Annotated in this window: 9 protein-coding genes; 7 read left to right on the top strand and 2 right to left on the bottom strand. The window is 69.0% G+C overall.

The window, feature by feature from the left end; translation table 11 throughout:
- Positions 1 to 26: 26 nt before the first annotated feature.
- Positions 27 to 1760 (bottom strand): IniB N-terminal domain-containing protein, encoded by a 1734-nt coding sequence (locus ACFC0O_RS22940; RefSeq protein WP_375961031.1) that lies wholly within the window; start codon positions 1758 to 1760, stop codon positions 27 to 29.
- A 318-nt stretch (positions 1761 to 2078) separates the two neighbouring features.
- Here ACFC0O_RS22940 and ACFC0O_RS22945 point away from each other — a divergent pair, with 318 nt between their 5' ends.
- The 6 genes from ACFC0O_RS22945 to ACFC0O_RS22970 all read left to right on the top strand — a co-directional run bounded on the left by ACFC0O_RS22945 (position 2079) and on the right by ACFC0O_RS22970 (position 11923).
- Complete coding sequence (locus tag ACFC0O_RS22945) at positions 2079 to 3677, top strand: Hsp70 family protein (RefSeq protein ID WP_375961033.1); 1599 nt, start codon at positions 2079 to 2081, stop codon at positions 3675 to 3677.
- Positions 3678 to 3700: 23 nt separating this feature from the next.
- Positions 3701 to 6766 carry a LuxR C-terminal-related transcriptional regulator gene (locus tag ACFC0O_RS22950; protein WP_375961035.1) on the top strand — a complete coding sequence of 1022 codons (3066 nt, stop codon included), beginning with the start codon at positions 3701 to 3703 and terminating at the stop codon, positions 6764 to 6766.
- A 45-nt stretch (positions 6767 to 6811) separates the two neighbouring features.
- Positions 6812 to 7936 (top strand): hypothetical protein, encoded by a 1125-nt coding sequence (locus ACFC0O_RS22955; protein WP_364636308.1) that lies wholly within the window; start codon positions 6812 to 6814, stop codon positions 7934 to 7936.
- A 104-nt stretch (positions 7937 to 8040) separates the two neighbouring features.
- Positions 8041 to 9399: a S1 family peptidase gene (locus ACFC0O_RS22960; protein WP_375961037.1), complete on the top strand. Its 1359-nt coding sequence runs from the start codon at positions 8041 to 8043 to the stop codon at positions 9397 to 9399.
- 200 nt (positions 9400 to 9599) lie between these two features.
- Positions 9600 to 10937 (top strand): S1 family peptidase, encoded by a 1338-nt coding sequence (locus ACFC0O_RS22965; RefSeq protein WP_375961039.1) that lies wholly within the window; start codon positions 9600 to 9602, stop codon positions 10935 to 10937.
- Positions 10938 to 11086: 149 nt separating this feature from the next.
- A complete protein-coding gene (locus tag ACFC0O_RS22970; protein ID WP_375961041.1) occupies positions 11087 to 11923 on the top strand; it encodes an NRDE family protein in 837 nt (278 codons plus the stop codon).
- Between the two features lie 97 nt (positions 11924 to 12020).
- On the opposite strand, the gene ACFC0O_RS22975 is transcribed toward ACFC0O_RS22970, so the two are convergent.
- Positions 12021 to 12827, bottom strand: coding sequence for a hypothetical protein (locus ACFC0O_RS22975; RefSeq protein ID WP_375961043.1), 807 nt, complete (start codon positions 12825 to 12827; stop codon positions 12021 to 12023).
- A 378-nt stretch (positions 12828 to 13205) separates the two neighbouring features.
- Between ACFC0O_RS22975 and ACFC0O_RS22980 the strand changes: the two genes are divergently transcribed.
- Positions 13206 to 16406, top strand: a complete 3201-nt coding sequence (locus ACFC0O_RS22980; RefSeq protein ID WP_375961045.1) for a heterodisulfide reductase-related iron-sulfur binding cluster — start codon at positions 13206 to 13208, stop codon at positions 16404 to 16406.
- The last annotated feature ends 240 nt before the right edge of the window (positions 16407 to 16646 follow it).

A 16646-nucleotide genomic window follows, 5' to 3' on the forward strand; every position in this document is an offset into this window, starting at 1 on the left:
CCGCCAACGCAATCAATGCCGAACCGTCACGAATGCAACATGTCCCCGATGATGTCCCCCATCGGATGCGTCCCCAGCTCCATTCCGGCATTCACCCCGCCATCCCCATACAGCCCGGCATCCACACCGCCCGCATGCACGCCCTCCCCGAACGCCTGCGAAACATCCACCCCCGCCCAAGGATTGGCCCCGCCCCCGATCCCCACATCCCCCACACCGTGCACATTCGCATCCAGCCCACTCCCCACCTGCGCACCGAGATCACCAACGGTCCCCACCCCACTGGAGAACCCCGCGCCCACACCGTCGGTTACCCCCGCCGCGAGATCACCCCCACCGTGCACACCGGCCCCAACGGCGGAGTCGACGCCACTGCTCAACCCGGCCCCCAACTGCGCCGCACCGCTCGTAGTCCCATTCAGCGCCCCGGAAAGCCCTGTCTCCAAACCGCTTCCAAGCTGCGCACCGGCATTCAACCCGCCATCCACGGCACCATTGAGCCCGGTCTCGAGCCCCGCACCCGCCCCGACGGCGTTATGCACAGCACCGGAAAGATCGGTGCCGAGGTTCGCGCCCGCACCGACCGCGGTATCGATGCCACCGGAAAGCCCTGTGCCGAGCTGACTTCCGAGGTTTGCACCGAGATTCGCGCCGCCGCCGACAGCGCCGTTCAGGCCGGTCTCCAGACCCGCACCGAGCTGGGCACCGGCATTGGCCGCCGCGCCGAGGTCGGTCGACAGGCCCGCGCCGAGGTCGCCGCCGACCTGCGCGCCCACATCGGTGGCCGCGCCGATCGCGGAGTTGATGCCGCCGGAAAGTCCTGTGCCCAGGTCGGTTCCGAGCTGTGCGCCGCCGCCGACCGCGCCGTTCAGACCGGTCTCCAGGCCCGCGCCGAGCTGTGCGCCCGCGTTCGCTGCCGCGCCGAGGCCGGTGGAGAGTCCGGCGCCCAGGCCGCCGCCGAGCTGTGCGCCCGCGCCGAGGGCGCTGTCGATGGCGGCGTCGACGCCGGTGGTGAGGCTGGTTTCGAGGTTCGCGCCCGCGCCGATCGTGCCGGAGACGGCTCCGTTGAGGGCGGCACCGGCCTGGGTGGCGGCGGAGACGGCGGATTGGAGGCCGAGTTCGAGGTTCGCGCCGGTGCCGATCGCGCCGTTGAGGGCGCCGGAGAGGTCGGCGGCGGCTTGGGTGCCGATGACGCCGGAGAGGTTGGCTTCCAGGCCGGTGGCGGCGGAGGCCGCCGAGGAGAGCGCGCCGCCGAGACCTACCGAGAGGCCGGTGCCGAGGTTGGCAGCCGCGTCTACGGCGGCGTCGATGCCGGTGGAGAGGCCCAGTTCCAGGCCGGATCCGGCGTCGCCGGTGAGGCAGATATCGGTGGCGGCGACGGTGCCGAGGTTCACGGCGGTGCCGGTGGCGGCCGAACCGTTCACGCCCGCGGCACCATTCACACCGGCACCTGTGTTCACAGCGGCCGCACCGTTCACTGCGGCCGAACCGTTCAGGCCGGACGAACCATTCAGCCCGCCCGCACCGGTTCCGGTGGCCTCGCCGCCGCAGCCCGCGGCGATGATGGCGGACAGCTGCGAACCTCCGGCAACCAGTGCGGATTCGGCGACCATGGGGGCCACGGCGGTGATGTCCTCGGGGGTGACGTTTTCCAGTCCGGCGTTGGCGAGGGCCTGGGCCGGGTTGGCGCAATAACCGACGGCGGCTTCGTGATCCCGCAGCAGGTTGAGGATGAACTCGAGAATTGCGTTGGGGCTCATGGCGAATCGTCTCCTGGGTGCGGCGGGCCCGGTTGGCCCGCCCTGCTCGACTTGCCTTTCACGCTAGGAACGCCACCCGTTACGCCGAAACGGGGAGTCGCCCCCCACTTGGGCGTGTTGCCCCAATAGGGGGTTTGTGGCCATTAGGGGTATTTCCCCACACCTGGGTGGGAATCGGTAACGACGATCCCCCAGCAACCGACAGCACCCATGGGTCAACCGGCCCGGCACCACCGTTTTCGTACAAATCGGACTGAACAGCTTTCGAGCAGCACGCGATTCACCCGTCGCGTGTTTCGAATCGACAGGGGATCTCGAATGAGTCAGGGGATGGCGCTCGGCATTACCGTCGGGTCGTCGAATACGGTCGCCGTGACGTCTTCCGGGGGACAGCGAAAAATACACGTCCGGCCGAGTCGCCTCGGTGCGGAGCATGAGGTTCCGGAGAGTCTGCTGGCCCGGGTGGGGGATCCGGTGGACATTCGGATGCGAGACGGATCCGCTGTGCGCGCAGCGGATCTCGTGGCCGCGGCGGTCGGCCGAGCCGTGGACGACTCCGGCCCCGCCGCGGCCATGGTGTGCTGCTATCCGGCCTGGTGGACCCAGCACACGGTGGAGGTGCAGCGCAGCGCGCTACAGGCCGCCGGACTCGATGGCGTGGCCCTGGTGCCCGAACCCGCCGCCGCCATGCGCTGGCTGCAGGATGTGCACGAGTCCAGCCATGACGGCGCGATGATCGTGTACGACTTGGGCGCAACGGGTTTGACGGTTTCCCTGGCCCGCACCGGCGCACTGTCCGGCATGCTCGGTGAACCGGTGCGTTCGACGGCGGTGGCGGGCGCGGAATTCGATCTGCTGCTCACCCGCTATGTGCTGGCTTTCGCGGTGGGGGAAAAGGATTTCGATCCTTTCGACCCGGCCGTGGAACGAGAATTGTCCGGTTTGCGCGTGCGTTGCGGAATGGCGAAGGAAACGCTCTCCAAAAATACCGCGACTATGGTTCCGGTGCGTTTGCCCGGAATCGGAGCGATCGACGTACGCCTGGTCCGCGATGAGGTGGAAGACCTGTTCCGCGGCCCGCTGCTCACCTCGACGGATCTGGTCCGCGAGGCCGTGCGCCGCGCCGGACTCACCATCGACGATGTGGACGGCATCCTGCTCACCGGCGGCTGCGCGGCGATCCCCCTGGTCACCGAGGTGCTCTCCACCGAATTCGGTATTCCGGTCGCGGCCGCCACCGATCCCGCGCACCTGAGCGCGCACGGCGCGGCCCTGCTCGCCGCCGACCTGATCGCCGACACCACCGCGACCGAAGCCCAGCCCGCCATCGCCGAACTGCTCACCCGCCACGACACGGCCGAAGCTCAGCCCGCCATCGCCGAGCTGCCCACCCGCCAAGAGGCGGACGAACGGGTTCCGCTACTACCGCCGCTTCCACCAACGGAACCGCCAACCGGTTTCGCGCATTGGCGGCGGGTCGCGGTGATCGGCGCGGCCGCTATCGCGGTGGCGGCGCTCGCGACGGGCACGCTCGCCATGGGAACGGGCGCGCAGTCCGCGCCGTCGGAATCGCCTGTGCCACAGGCACCCGCGACGTCGGCGGCAGCGCTGGAAGCACCCGGCACGGCGGTGAATACCGGCGGGCAGGCGGTGCCCGCACTGCATCCGGGCACCACGCAGGCTCGCGCCAACACCCCGGGCAGCACCGCGCCCGGCGCTCCCGCGCCGACCACGACGGCCGAGGCTCCGGCGGCCGCGGCACCCGCTCCGGCGCAGCAGAATTCGCCCGCGCCGCAGCCCGCCCCCGGTGTGCCCCAGCAGCTTCCGACGATTCCGGCGATCGCGCCGCCGTCGATCTCGCTCCCCGATCCGGGCCAGCTGACCGTCCCGTCCGTGCCCAAGATCCTGCCCAACTGACGGCGGATGAGAGTTGGTACCCCGTGATAGCCAATCCCCCAGTCGCACTCGATTCCCTGCCCTGCGCGCGCGAGATCTTCCGGGAACTGGACTCCGCTGATTCCGCACCCCGGTGCTATCTGATCCGCGGCCGTTCCGGCACCGGCAAATCCATCCTGCTGACCGCCATCCGGTCGCGGCTGCGCGGCCGCGGTGTCACCGTGTCCGACAATCCGGCCGACGCACTGCCCGATCGCGATGACCGCGGCCCGGCCGCGCTGGTGGTGGACGACGCACTCGGCCTGAGCGCGACGGAGTACGAAACGCTCTGCGCCGTCATCGAATCCGGGGCCTGCACGGTGGTGCTGGCGACCCGCGCGAGACCGCACGATCCACAGTTGCGCGCACTCACCGACCTGATCGCGCGACGCGGCCGCGTGGTGGATCTGCGCGCCCTGGGCGTCACCGAAATCGCGCCGTTCGCACGAGAATTGGGCATGATGGTGCCGCGCGGCCTGGCGCAGCACATCCACCGCCAGACCGCCGGTATCCACGGCGGCGTGGTGGCCGCCCTCATCGCCGCCTGCGCGACCCGCCTCGACGCCGGAATGACGGCAGTCGACGATGCGGTCGCGGCCTGGGCGCGCGCCCGCCTCGACGATGCCGACCCCGAACTGCTCGACGCCTACGTGGTGGCGGCGATCGGTGCGGGTCTGGACACCGGCGAACTCACCGAGGTACTGGACATAACCCCCGCGGCCGCACAGGATCTGGTCGACCGCGCCCGCGCCAGCGCCCTGATCACCGACGCGGATCTGCTGCTCGCCCCCGCGATCGCACCGCTGCGCACCCTGGTCGGGGACCGGCGTTTGCTGGCGGTGCAGCGCCGCCTGCTGCAGGCCCGCCTGGACGCGGGTCTGCTCCGCGATCACACCGCCCTGCAAATGGCCGAATCCGGCGTCCGCGATCCGCGCCTCGCCGAATTCCTCTGCGCCACAGCCGAAAAGGCGGGCGACGAAGCCGTCCGCCACTACGCCGCCGCAGCGGCGGCGGGCGCGAACCCGGAGGCCATCGCCCTGCGCTGGGCCGACGCCGCCGCCCGCACCGGCGATTGCGATACCGCCCTGCGCCTGGCCGAACCCGTCCTGGCCCGCAACTCCTCCCCCGCCGATCTGGCCGCCGCCGTCCGCATCTGCGCGGGCGTCTGGACCCGCCGCGGCCTGGCCGCCCGCGCCGCCCAGCTCTACACCTGGCTAGGCCCCGACCGCGTCGGCCCGGACTGGGCCGTCGCCGCCACCGTCCAGCACCTGGCAGGTGATGCCCCCGCCGCCCGCGCCCTGTCCGCCTCGGCCGCCAACTGGCCCCCCACCGAGGCAACGGCCCGGGCAGCCCTCATCGCACATGCCCTCGCCGGTTCGACCGAATCCCCGAAACCCGCACCCGCACCGCCGCTTCCGAGCCTGCGCCCCGACCCCGCCGTGACCGCGGCCTTCGCCGCACGCACCGGCACGACCACCGCTTCGGCCACGGGAGCATCCGCACCCCAGCCGACTGCCGCGCCCATTCGACGAGATGCGCCGTTCCCCGGCAACATCCAGCCGCGCATGACCGGTTATCCGGCAGCCGCAACGCATTCCGGCGGCCCCTGGCCCGCCGTGACCGGCGACGACTACGGTCCCGGGACGAACAACGGCGGCCCGGCACACCCGTTCGGCGCCCAGCCGGTGGGTGACGACCGGCACGAAGCGGTTCATCCCCCGGCGGCGAACCCCGCAGCCGCCACCGAGCACCTCGACCGAACGAGAGTCGGCAACTATCTGGGCGAAACACAGTGGGCCGCTGGGTATCCGGGCCGATCCGCGACCGGCGCACCGCCGACCACCACGCCGCGGGCGATCGATACCGCCGGGTTCGCGGCGCTGCGGGATACCCCGCCGGTGCGGCGCGCGCAGGTGCGTGGCGTGGACGCGGCGCGGAGTGCGGCCGTCGCGGCGGCTTCGGCGCTGATCCACGCGGCGCATTCCGGGGTCGCCCCGGGTGAGCACGGCGGGGACAGGTTTCTGCCGTGTTCGGCGGTGTCCATCGCGGTGCTGCTGAGTTTGAGCATGGGTGAACCACGCAGGGCCGCAGACGCTTTGCGCGGTTCGGTCCGGAGCCCGCAGGGTGCGGTACTGGCCGCGTGGGTGGCGATGCTGGGCGGGGATGAACAGTCCGCAGCCACCGCGCTGGACGGTCTCGATCTGACGCGGCTCGATGCGCGGGACCGACTGCTCGCGCACGGCGTGATCGTCGGATTGGCCCGGCGCGCCGGGGATCACACCGCGCTGACGGTGGCGTGGCGGGCCGCCTATCCGCTGTTCGATCAGGTGGGCGCGGATCTGCTGGCGCTGCTGCCGATCGGTGAATTGTGGCTCGCCGGAATCAGATTGCGCGATGAGGCCCGGATCGCCGCGCTGGTGACCGCCGCCGGGGAGTTGCTGCGCGGGCTGGGCGATCCGCCCGCGTGGTCGAACGCCTTCCACTGGTACGCGATTCAGGCCGCCCTCGCGCATGAGAGCCCGAATGAGCTGCTGCCGCACGCACATCGGCTCAAGACCGCCGCCGAGGCGGGCGATCCGCAGGCCGCCGCGCTGGCGGACGCGGGCCGCACCTGGGTGCTGGTGCTGCGCGGTCAGGTGGAACGGGAGCCGGTGCAGGCCGCCGTCGCCCGGCTGGCGGGGCTGGGCCTGCGCTGGGATGCGGCGCGGCTGGCGAGCGAGGCGGCCCTCGCGGCGGCCGACGCGGGCACCGCGACCGCCCTGTTGAAGCTGGCGCGCACGGTGCGCGCGCAGTCGCGGCCCCCGGAGGCGCCGGTGCGCACGCCCGTTCCGACCGCCCCGCCGGTGCGCCCGGAACCGCACACCGATACCGTCCTGAGTGAACGGGAGCGGGAGGTCGCCGAGCTTGTACTTCTGGGCTTGACCTATCGGGAAATCGGGGCTCGCCTCTATATCTCCGCGAAAACGGTGGAGCACCATGTGGCCCGGATACGGCGTCGGATCGGTGCGAGCTCGCGTTCGGAGTTATTGTCAATGCTCCGCGCCATGGGTCACGGTTCCCTCCTCGTATGACCTCGGCGCGGAGAGGACTCGGACGCACCTAGTGAGGTAATGGACATGGCCACTGGGGTGGGCCTGCGGATAGCAGACGACGAATCGGTCGTCGCTGTCGTCACCGGCGATGACGCCGCACTCCCGGTGACCTACATCGTGCGCGAGTCGATCCTGCACATGTCCGATGACGGCGATGCGGTCCTCGGCGGCGATTCGATACCGGAGAATTCGCACGCGATCAGTGGTTTCGTGGCGGCCGTCGGCGATCCGGCGGGTATGCCGGTGGACGAGGGCGAGGCGTATCGCGCCGAGGATCTGATGGCCACCGCCGCCTTCTGCCTCATCAATCTGGCCGCCGATCAACTCAACGGCCCGGCCGAGTTCTACGCCACCCATCCCACGGGCTGGCCGGACGAGAATGTGCAGGCGCTGCGCGAGGCCCTGGATTACCTGGGCCTGAAGTCGGTGGTGCTGGTCAGTGAGCGCGATCTGCCGCAGCCCGAGGGCGATACCGGAAAATCGTTCGCACACAACGCGGCTCGCGCGGCGCTCGCGGCGGTGCTGGCCACGCCCGCCGGGCTGACCCCGCCGGATCCGGACGCGGGCACCCAGAACGCCGCCGATGTCACCGATATCCTGCCCGCGCTGCCGAACGCGCTGCCGCTGTTGCAGGCGTATTCGGCGGCGATGCCGGCGGCCACCTCGGTGGAGCAGTCGGTCGGCCCGATCACCGCCGAACAGCCGATCGTCCGCCCCCGCAAGAGCGCGAGTCGCGGTCCGTACATCATCGCCGCGGCCGCCGCCGTGATCGGTTTGCTGCTGGGTGGCCTGGGGGTCGCCGCGGTACTGCGGCAGGACGATTCCGCGCCCGGACCCCCGCGCGGTGAGGTGGCGAATCAACCGGCGGCCACCGCCGGCGCGATTCCGCCATTGCTACCGCCGCCCGCATCGGAAGCTCCTCCGCCGCCCGCTGATTCGGTCGATTCGCAGACCACCAGCGCGCCCCCGCCCACCACGACGCCGCCGCCGACCACCACCCCGGAGCCGACGCCGACCACCACGCGACCCACGACTCCGCCGCCGACGACGACCACCAAACCGCCGTACTACCAGTACCCGCCGGTACCGACGTGGTCGTTCCCGACGCCGCCCGTGTTCGAGGATCCGTGGCCGCAGGTTCCGGGATGAGTTCGTAACCCCCTTTTGTGATTTGTGCCCTAAAGTGGTGCGCTGACCGATGTTCCGTCATGTAACGGGATAGTCGGTCTGCTGGTGCACTACGAAGGGACTCCATGCGCAAGTTCATGGCGCGCCGCGCCGCGGTCCGAGCAGCAACCGTCGCGTTCGCCTCGACCGTCCTAGTCGGCCCCTTGTTCGCAGCGATTCCCGCGAGTGCGGAACCTGTCGATCAGCTTGCCGCGGACAAACTTCCGGCCGAACTCGTCCAGGCGATCCAGCGCGATCTGAAGATGTCGCCGGCCGAGTACCTGGACCGCGCCGCGAAGGCACAGCAATTGCGTAACTACGCAAGGGATTTCCGCGCCGAGCGCCCGGACGACTTCGCCGGCGCCTGGATGGGGGCCGACGGTAAGCCGGTGCTCGCGGTGACCTCCCTCGACGCCGCCCAGATCGTCGCGGCCGACGGCTATCAGACCCGGCTGGCCCCGATCAGCGCCGATAATCTGGAAGGGTCGGTGGATCAGCTGAACAGCTGGATCACCAGCCTGCCGCGCGAGATCTCCGGCGCCATCAATTCGGTCGCGATCGATTTCCTGAACAGCCAGCTGGTGCTCAGCGTGGCCAACACCCCGGCCGGGCACCTGCTGAATCTGCCCACCCTGATCGCGAATATCAAGGTGGTGCTCTCACCCGACAGCGGCGGTCCGGTGGAACGCCGCCCGATGGGTGGCGACACCTATATCAGCGCGCCCACCTCGCTCAATGATTCGTCATTGCAGAGCGTCGATGTCTGCTCGTTCGGATTCAACAGTGTCGATGCCGCCGGTAACGCGCTGAACATCAGTGCCGGGCACTGCAATCCGAATATCGGCAAGTCGAATCAGGCGGCCGAAGTGTATCTGCCCAATATTCGCAATCTGACCGCCTCCCCACCGCTGGGGAGTTTCGTCCGTTCACAACTCGGCGGCGGCAATGCGCTGGACTACTCGGTAATCAAGCTGAATGACACCGCGGTGCGCGCGGGCATGGATCAGCCCTCGGTGCGCGGCGCCAACGGCACCACGCTGACCATCACCGGCACCGCCGATCCGATCACCGGCGCGCCGATCTGCAAGTCGGGCCAGTCATCCACGTTCACCTGCGGTTTCGTGGTGGCAGACCGGGTGGAGACGCAGCTGTTCACCTCCGAGGGCCAGTCCAAGACGGTCCGCGGATTCGCCAGCAGCGCCTGCACCCTGGGCGGTGACAGCGGCGGCGCGATCGTGTCCGGCACGCTCGCGCTCGGCATCACCAGCGGATCGAATGCGGCCGACGCGCCGAATTGCAACGAGGCCAATACCCAGCTCGCGCAGTACGGTGGAACCGCGACACTCGGCATTCCGGTCCGCGCCATCCTGGCGGATATCGACGCGAATTCCGGTGGCGCCCTGGGCAGTGGCATTCAGGTGCGCACCAGCCCGAAGACGAACTGAAGTTGAACACTCGACGAACTCGGACCGGGCCGCGACACGCAGGTGTTCGGCGGCCCGGCGAGTCATCGGAGCGAGTGGCCCGGACAGGGCGTTAGCGGGCGTGCGAAGTCGCGAACTCGCCGAAGTGAAACACCCGCAAATTCCGCACAGCCACGCGGCAATAAGTAGGCATAACGGTCCCGACACCATATAGTCGGCTCATGCTCCTGCCACGTATGCGCAATTCCTCGCCGCCCGTGGGCCGCAGGCCACGGTCCCTTGTCCGTTCAGCAGCGATCGCGGCCAGTGCGCTGCTGATCGCCGGACCGGTGGCGGTAAGCGCACACGCGGAGCCCGCGACTCCCGATCTGCCCGCGGAGCTGGTCGCCGCCATCACGCGCGACCTCAAGATCTCCCCGCAGGACTATCTGAACCGCGCCACCCTCGCCCAGCAGGTGGCCGCCTTCTCCACCACCGCGCAGCGCCAGTTCCCGCAGGTTTTCGCGGGCTCCTGGCTGGACGAGGCCGGTAAGGCCGTCGTCGCGCTGGCCGACGGCCCGGGTATCGACGCCGCCCGCAAGGCCGCCGCCGACGCCGGATTCACCGTCAAGGACGTCGCCAAGAGCGAATCCACCCTGCGCGGCGAGAAGAACGCCTTCCAGAAGTGGCTCGAGGGCCAGCCCGACGCGGTCTCCAAGGCCGTGCGCGGCGTGGCGGTCGACACCATGAACAACAGCATCGCGGTGCGGGTGGATCAGCCCGGCCTGGCACTGCCCAGCTTCGTCGACCCGGCCCGCGTCATCGTGATGGCCGTGCCGCCGACCGGTGGCGAGGACGCGAACCTGCCGCAGGCGAGCGCCATCGCCGGTAACGGCAACGGCCCGCTGGCCGCCGGTGACGCCTACGCGTCGGTGGCCGGTCGCATGTCGCTGCGCTGCTCGCTCGGCTTCAACGGCCTCGATCGCAACGACAATGTCGTGAATATCTCTGCCGGACACTGCAACCCGAACATTCCGGCCACCGGCGGCGCCAACTCGCCGGGCGTGTTCGAGATGGTCGGCAGCGATCACATCGGCACCCAGCTCGGCAGCTTCCAGAAGTCGATTCTGGGCGCGCAGGACTACTCCATCATCTCGGTCGCCGACGGCGCGCGGGATCGCCTGTCCAACAACCTGGTTCGCGTGCCGAACGCGGCGCCGGTGGCCATCACCGGTGTGGCCGTGCCGGTCGTCGGCGCGCCGGTCTGCAAGTCGGGCTCGCGCACCGGCTTCAGCTGCGGCGTGGTGAACGCGGTGGATCAGACCGTGCAGGTCGGCGATCACCAGCTCACCCAGAGCTTCTCCGCCAATATCTGCGCCCTGCCCGGCGACAGCGGCGGCCCGATCGTGACCGGTACCCTGGCCCTGGGCATCTCCAGCGCCTCCTCGGTCGCCGACTACCCGATCTGCGAGATCCCCAACCTGATCGGCCTGATCACCGGCAACGCACCCCAGCTGTTCGCCCAGCCGATCAGCACGGTCCTGTCGGACAACCCGGGACTGCGCGTCCGCACCAACTGAGCATGAGCAGCTGAAAGGGCCGGTAGCCATTGGGCTACCGGCCCTTTCGCATGCCATGCCCGCCCATGGCGGTGCACGGGGTGGCTCTGGCAGCGCTGGGGCACCCGAAGGCGGGCGTGCCGCGAGCGATCTTCCGGCATGCTGGAGTCATGTGTTTGGTGTTGCTCGGCTGGCGGGCGCATCCGGAGTACCGGTTGATCGTCGCCGCCAACCGTGACGAGTTCTTCTCCCGCCCAACCGAATCGCTGCGGTGGTGGGATGAGGTGCCCGGCCTGCTGGCCGGGCGCGATCTCGGCGCGGCCGGGCCGGTACCGGGCACCTGGCTCGGATTGAGCCGGGAGGCACCTCGATTCGCCGCGGTCACCAATGTGCGCGGACCGGACGAAGCACGGCCCGACGCGCGCTCGCGCGGGGCCCTGCTGATGGATTTCCTGCGCGGCGACGCGGATTCGGAAAAGTTCGTGCGCGATATCGCCGCCGCGCCCGACGACTACAACGGCTACAACCTGGTCGTCTCGGATCTGGAAACCCTGTGGTGGCACGGCAATCGCAGCGGACTCGGCCCGCATGAGCTCGGGCCCGGCTTCCACGGACTGTCCAATGGCGCGCTCGCGGCGTCCCTGCCGCCCGGTGGCGAGCTGAGCACCGGAACCGATACTCCGCCCTGGCCGAAGGTGCGCGAGGGCGTCCAGGAGCTACGCAGGGTGGTGGAATCGAATCCCGGTGACGCGGCCGGTTATCTCGCGGTGCTCGCGGATCAGCATCGCGCCGCCACCGCAGAGCTACCCGACACCGGTTTGGGCACCTTCGCCGAGCGGGTGTCCTCGGCGCGTTTCGTCAATCATCCGCTGCACGGAACCCGGTGCAGCACGGTGTTATTGGTGCGCGAGGACGGCCGCTTCGAAATGACCGAGCGCACCTTCGGCCGCTTCGCGCGGCGCAAGGGCACGGTGTCCTTCCACGGCCGCCTCGAACTCCCCGCCTGACCCGGGTCCGAACAGGCTCGGCGCGCCCGGCCGCGAAAACACGAACGGCCCGCCCCCAACGAGTGGGCGGGCCGTTCGCGTCGACGAGACGTGCAGGCTACTTCGGGCCGTTCATGTTCGCGTCGCTCCACTTGGAGGTGCCCGGGGTGGCCTGGAAGGTGTTGATCAGGTCCATACCGGCAACGCCCAGCGCGGGTGCGCCGAAGGCGATGGTGCCCAGGATGCCGCCGATACCGGCCAGCGCGACGAAGGTCGGGATGGCGGTGAGGCAGAGCACGATGGTCATGCACTGGATCGCGCCGAGCGCGATGCCGATCGCGCCGCCGATGACGACACCGACCGCGGTGCCGACGAAGCCGCCGATGGCGGTGGCGAGACCGAACTGGGTGGTGAAGTTGTTCATCGCGCGCTGGTCCTCGACCGGCGAGGCGATTTCCTGCGCCGATGCGATCGGCTTCTCCTGTGCGACAGCGACAGTCGGCGTGTTGAACACCGGGAGCGCGGCGGCGTCGAAACCGGCCGGCTTCTCGGGCACCAGCTCGAGCACCTTGTTGTCGTTCTTCAACGCGGCCGCGACCGGGATCTTGGTTCCGGCGACGGAGTAGTTGAGCGGGAAGGAGACGGCGGTGACGCCGTCCGGACCCTTGACGTTGACGATCGTCTGCTTCGGGTCTTCCTTGGTGGCTCCGTCGACCTGAGCCAGCTCGAAGGTGCCGTTCTTCAGCGTCGAGACGATGGTCTTGACGTCCTTGTCGCCGACCTTCTGGTCGACCAGCTTGGACGAGTACTGGATACCCGTCGGCTCTGCGGGGGCGGGAGCGTTATCGGCATGGGCAGAAGTCGTCCCGATGGTCATTGCGCCGATGACCATGGCAGCCGCCGCAGTGGTGCTGCGAAACTTCATTCGGTTTTTTCCAATCCATCATCAGGTAGATCCGCTGTCCGCATCTTCGCCACGCGAGGCCCTGGCTTCCCTCGGGCCCTGCCTACGCGCTAACGGCGAACTCTCCCCGAGCATGTGAAGATGCGCACAGACTTCGGACGTCGTGAGCTTAATCGAACAGTGACCGATTAGCGACATTCATAACGCCCCGAAATAGCGGGGCTTTCCAAGTAAGCCTGCCCTTTGTTACGCGCGTGATTTGCCGGGATTTACGGTGTGGGAAAACCCTGGACAGCTAAGTTACCGGCGGGTAACTTACTGTCCGTTAGGATACGAGCCAGCCAAGGCGGACCAGGCCGTCCTCGGAGAGCTTGTTGAACCGGTCAGAAAGGTCGCGACATGAATGCCCTGACAGTGACACTGGGCACGATTGGAGCGGTGTTCACAGTCTTCTGTTGGGCATCGTTCATCGGAGGCGTGCGCAACATAACGCGCACCATCATGGTCGGGCAGTCCGCACCCGATCGGTGGCGGCCGTTCCTCCCCCGCTTCAAGACCATGTTCGTGGAGTTCCTCGCGCATACGCGCATGAACAAGTTCCGTACGGTCGGCTGGGCGCACTGGCTGGTCATGATCGGCTTCCTCGCCGGCATGCTGCTGTGGTTCGAGGCCTACGGCCAGACCTTCGACAGCGAATTCCACTGGCCGATCATTGGCAGCTGGGGCATCTACCATCTTGTCGACGAAGTCCTCGGAATCGGTACCGTCGTCGGCATCGTGGCGCTGATCGTGATCCGCCAGCTAAATCACCCACGCGTCCCGGAGCGCCTGTCCCGCTTCAGCGGTTCGAAGTTCGCACCTGCATATGTCATCGAGACCATCGTCCTCGTTGAGGGCCTGGGGATGGTCTTCGTGAAGGCCGGCAAGATCGCCACCTACGGTGAATCGCACACCTGGAGCGATTTCTTCACCGAGCAGATTGCCAAGTTGCTGCCTGCCAGCCCGACCATGGTGTCGATCTTCGCGTTCATCAAGCTCTGCTCCGGCGCGCTGTTCCTGCTGCTGGTCGGCCGCAATGTCACCTGGGGTGTGGCGTGGCACCGCTTCTCGGCGTTCTTCAATATCTACTTCAAGCGTGAGGACGACGGCACCGTCGCCCTCGGCGCGCTGAAGCCGATGATGTCGCAGGGCAAGCCGATCGATATGGAGACGGCGGATCCGGACAACGACACCTTCGGCGTCGGCAAGTTCGAGGATTTCTCCTGGAAGGACATCCTCGACGTCACCACCTGCACCGAATGCGGCCGCTGCCAATCCCAGTGCCCCGCATGGAATACCGGTAAGCCGCTCTCGCCCAAGCTGCTGATCATGTCGCTGCGCGACCACGGTTACGCCAAGGCCCCGTACCTGCTGGCCGGCGGCCGCAAGGATATGGGCGGTGACGAGATCGGTCTCGTCGACGCCGAGGGCAAGCCGAATGAGCGTGCGCTGGCACAGATTCCGGAGGCCGCGCGCGCCGAGGCCGAGCGCCCGCTGGTCGGCGGCGAAGATGTCAGCGGCATCATCGATCCCGAGGTGCTGTGGTCCTGCACCACCTGTGGTGCGTGCGTGGAGCAGTGCCCGGTCGATATCGAGCATGTGGATCACATCATCGATATGCGCCGTTACCAGGTGCTGATCGAGTCGGAGTTCCCGTCCGAGCTCGCGGGTCTGTTCAAGAACCTGGAGAACAAGGGCAATCCGTGGGGTCAGAACGCCAAGGATCGCCTGAACTGGATCAGCGAAATCGATTTCGAGGTCCCGGTTTTCGGTAAGGACGCCGATAGCTTCGACGGGTACGAGTACCTGTTCTGGGTCGGTTGTGCCGGTGCGTACGAGGATCGTGCGAAGAAGACCACCAAGGCCGTGGCCGAGTTGCTGGCGACCGCGGGCGTGAAGTTCATGGTGCTGGGTCAGGAGGAGACCTGCACCGGCGACTCGGCGCGCCGCGCGGGCAACGAGTTCCTGTTCCAGCAGCTGGCCATGCAGAACATCGCGGTGCTGGATTCGGTGTTCGAGGGTGTGGAGGCGTCCAAGAAGAAGATCGTGGTCACCTGTGCGCACTGCTTCAACGCGTTGAACAATGAGTACCCGCAGGTCGGCGGCACCTACGAGGTGGTGCACCACACGCAGCTGCTGAACCGCCTGGTGCGTTCGAAGAACCTGATCCCGGTGTCCCCGGTCGCGCAGAACGTCACCTACCACGACCCCTGCTACCTGGGCCGGCACAACAAGATCTACGACGCGCCGCGTGAGCTGATGGAGGCCTCGGGCTCCAAGCTGATCGAAATGCCCCGCCACGGTGAACGTTCCATGTGCTGTGGCGCCGGTGGCGCGCGCATGTGGATGGAGGAGCAGCTCGGCAAGCGCATCAACGTCGACCGCGTCGACGAGGCCCTGGACACGCTCAACGGCGGCAATGAGCCGTCCATGATCGCGACCGGCTGCCCGTTCTGCCGCGTCATGCTCACCGACGGCGTCACCGCCCGCAAGGACAGCGGTGAGGTCGGCCAGGGCGTCGAGGTCGTGGATGTCGCGCAGCTCATGCTGCAATCCATCGACCGCGTCGACTCGGGTGTGCTGACCGAGAACCTGAAGGTCATCCAGCAGCCGAAGGTCGAAGAGCCGGAACCCGTTTCGGAGCCCGAGCCGGTCGCGGCCGAGGCCGCCGTAGTCGAAGCCGCGCCCGCCGAACCCAAGGCCGCTCCGGCGGGCAAGGGTCTCGGGATGAAGGGTCCGGCCAAGGCTCCGGGCGGTAAGGGACTGGGTATGAAGGGCGGCCTCAAGGCCCCCGGTGCCAAGCCCGCCGCCACCGAGGCGACCGCCGAACCGGCTCCGGCCGAGGCCAGCGAGGCGGCGGCTCCGGCCGCACCCGCAAAGGGTCTGGGTATGAAGGGTGCCGCCAAGGCTCCCGGCGGTAAGGGTCTCGCCATGAAGGGCGGGCTCAAGGCTCCGGGCGCGAAGGCGGCTCCGGCCGAAACCGCCGCTCCCGCAGCCGCTTCCGCCCCGGCCGCACCCGTCAAGGGTCTGGCCATGAAGGGTCCGGCGAAGGCTCCGGGCAAGGGTCTGGCCATGAAGGGCGCGGCCAAGGCTCCGGGCGCCAAGCCCGCCGCCGCACCGGCCGAGGCCACCGCGACCGAGGCGACCTCGGCCCCCGCGGAAACCGCTGCCGCCCCGGCGGATTCGGCACCGGCCACCGCGGCAGCGGCTCCGGCCGAGGCCACCGAGGCCAAGCCGTCCATCGCGCCCAAGGGTCTGGCCATGAAGTCCGGCCTCAAGCGCCCCGGGCCGAAGGCTCCCGGCGCTGCGGCTCCGGCTGCCCCGGCTCCGGCCGCCGAAGCCCCTGCGGCACCGGCTGATTCGGCACCCGAGGCAACTGCCCCGGCTCCCGCCGAATCCGCCCCCGCAGAAGCGAACGGCACCGAGGCGAACGGCACCGAAGCCAAGGCCACCGACGCGGCTCCGGCCACCGAGGGCAATGGCGCGGCCAAGCCGCCGGCCTCCAAGCCGGGCGGCCTCGGCTTCAAGTCCGGTATGAAGGCCCCGGGCAAGAAGAACTGACGCCCGACCGCGACTGACGAAGGCGCGCCACCCACCCGGGTGGCGCGCCTTCGCCGTTTCCGCGCCCGCCGCACCTGACCCGCGCCGGGCGGAGCGCGACGGTGCCCGGCAACCGATCCGGGACTGCCGGGCGAAGGTTGCCGGGGCCGCGCTCGTACCCGGCGAGGTGGGATCAGATCGGCGTGTGCGCTGGTCGGTGCGGCGAAATCGGGTTAGCCCGCACGATTCTGCTAATGCCCG

This window comes from Nocardia sp. NPDC056100, from assembly GCF_042266325.1.
Lineage (GTDB): Bacteria > Actinomycetota > Actinomycetes > Mycobacteriales > Mycobacteriaceae > Nocardia.

What these genes read in the sequence shown, in the direction of transcription:
- ACFC0O_RS22945 (WP_375961033.1), top strand. Translation starts at nt 2,079, where the DNA reads ATGAGTCAGGGGATGGCGCTCGGCATTACCGTCGGGTCGTCGAATACG.
- ACFC0O_RS22955 (WP_364636308.1), top strand. Translation starts at nt 6,812, where the DNA reads ATGGCCACTGGGGTGGGCCTGCGGATAGCAGACGACGAATCGGTCGTC.
- ACFC0O_RS22970 (WP_375961041.1), top strand. Translation starts at nt 11,087, where the DNA reads ATGTGTTTGGTGTTGCTCGGCTGGCGGGCGCATCCGGAGTACCGGTTG.
- ACFC0O_RS22940 (WP_375961031.1), bottom strand. Translation starts at nt 1,760, where the DNA reads ATGAGCCCCAACGCAATTCTCGAGTTCATCCTCAACCTGCTGCGGGAT.
- ACFC0O_RS22975 (WP_375961043.1), bottom strand. Translation starts at nt 12,827, where the DNA reads ATGAAGTTTCGCAGCACCACTGCGGCGGCTGCCATGGTCATCGGCGCA.
- ACFC0O_RS22965 (WP_375961039.1), top strand. Translation starts at nt 9,600, where the DNA reads ATGCTCCTGCCACGTATGCGCAATTCCTCGCCGCCCGTGGGCCGCAGG.
- ACFC0O_RS22960 (WP_375961037.1), top strand. Translation starts at nt 8,041, where the DNA reads ATGCGCAAGTTCATGGCGCGCCGCGCCGCGGTCCGAGCAGCAACCGTC.
- ACFC0O_RS22980 (WP_375961045.1), top strand. Translation starts at nt 13,206, where the DNA reads ATGAATGCCCTGACAGTGACACTGGGCACGATTGGAGCGGTGTTCACA.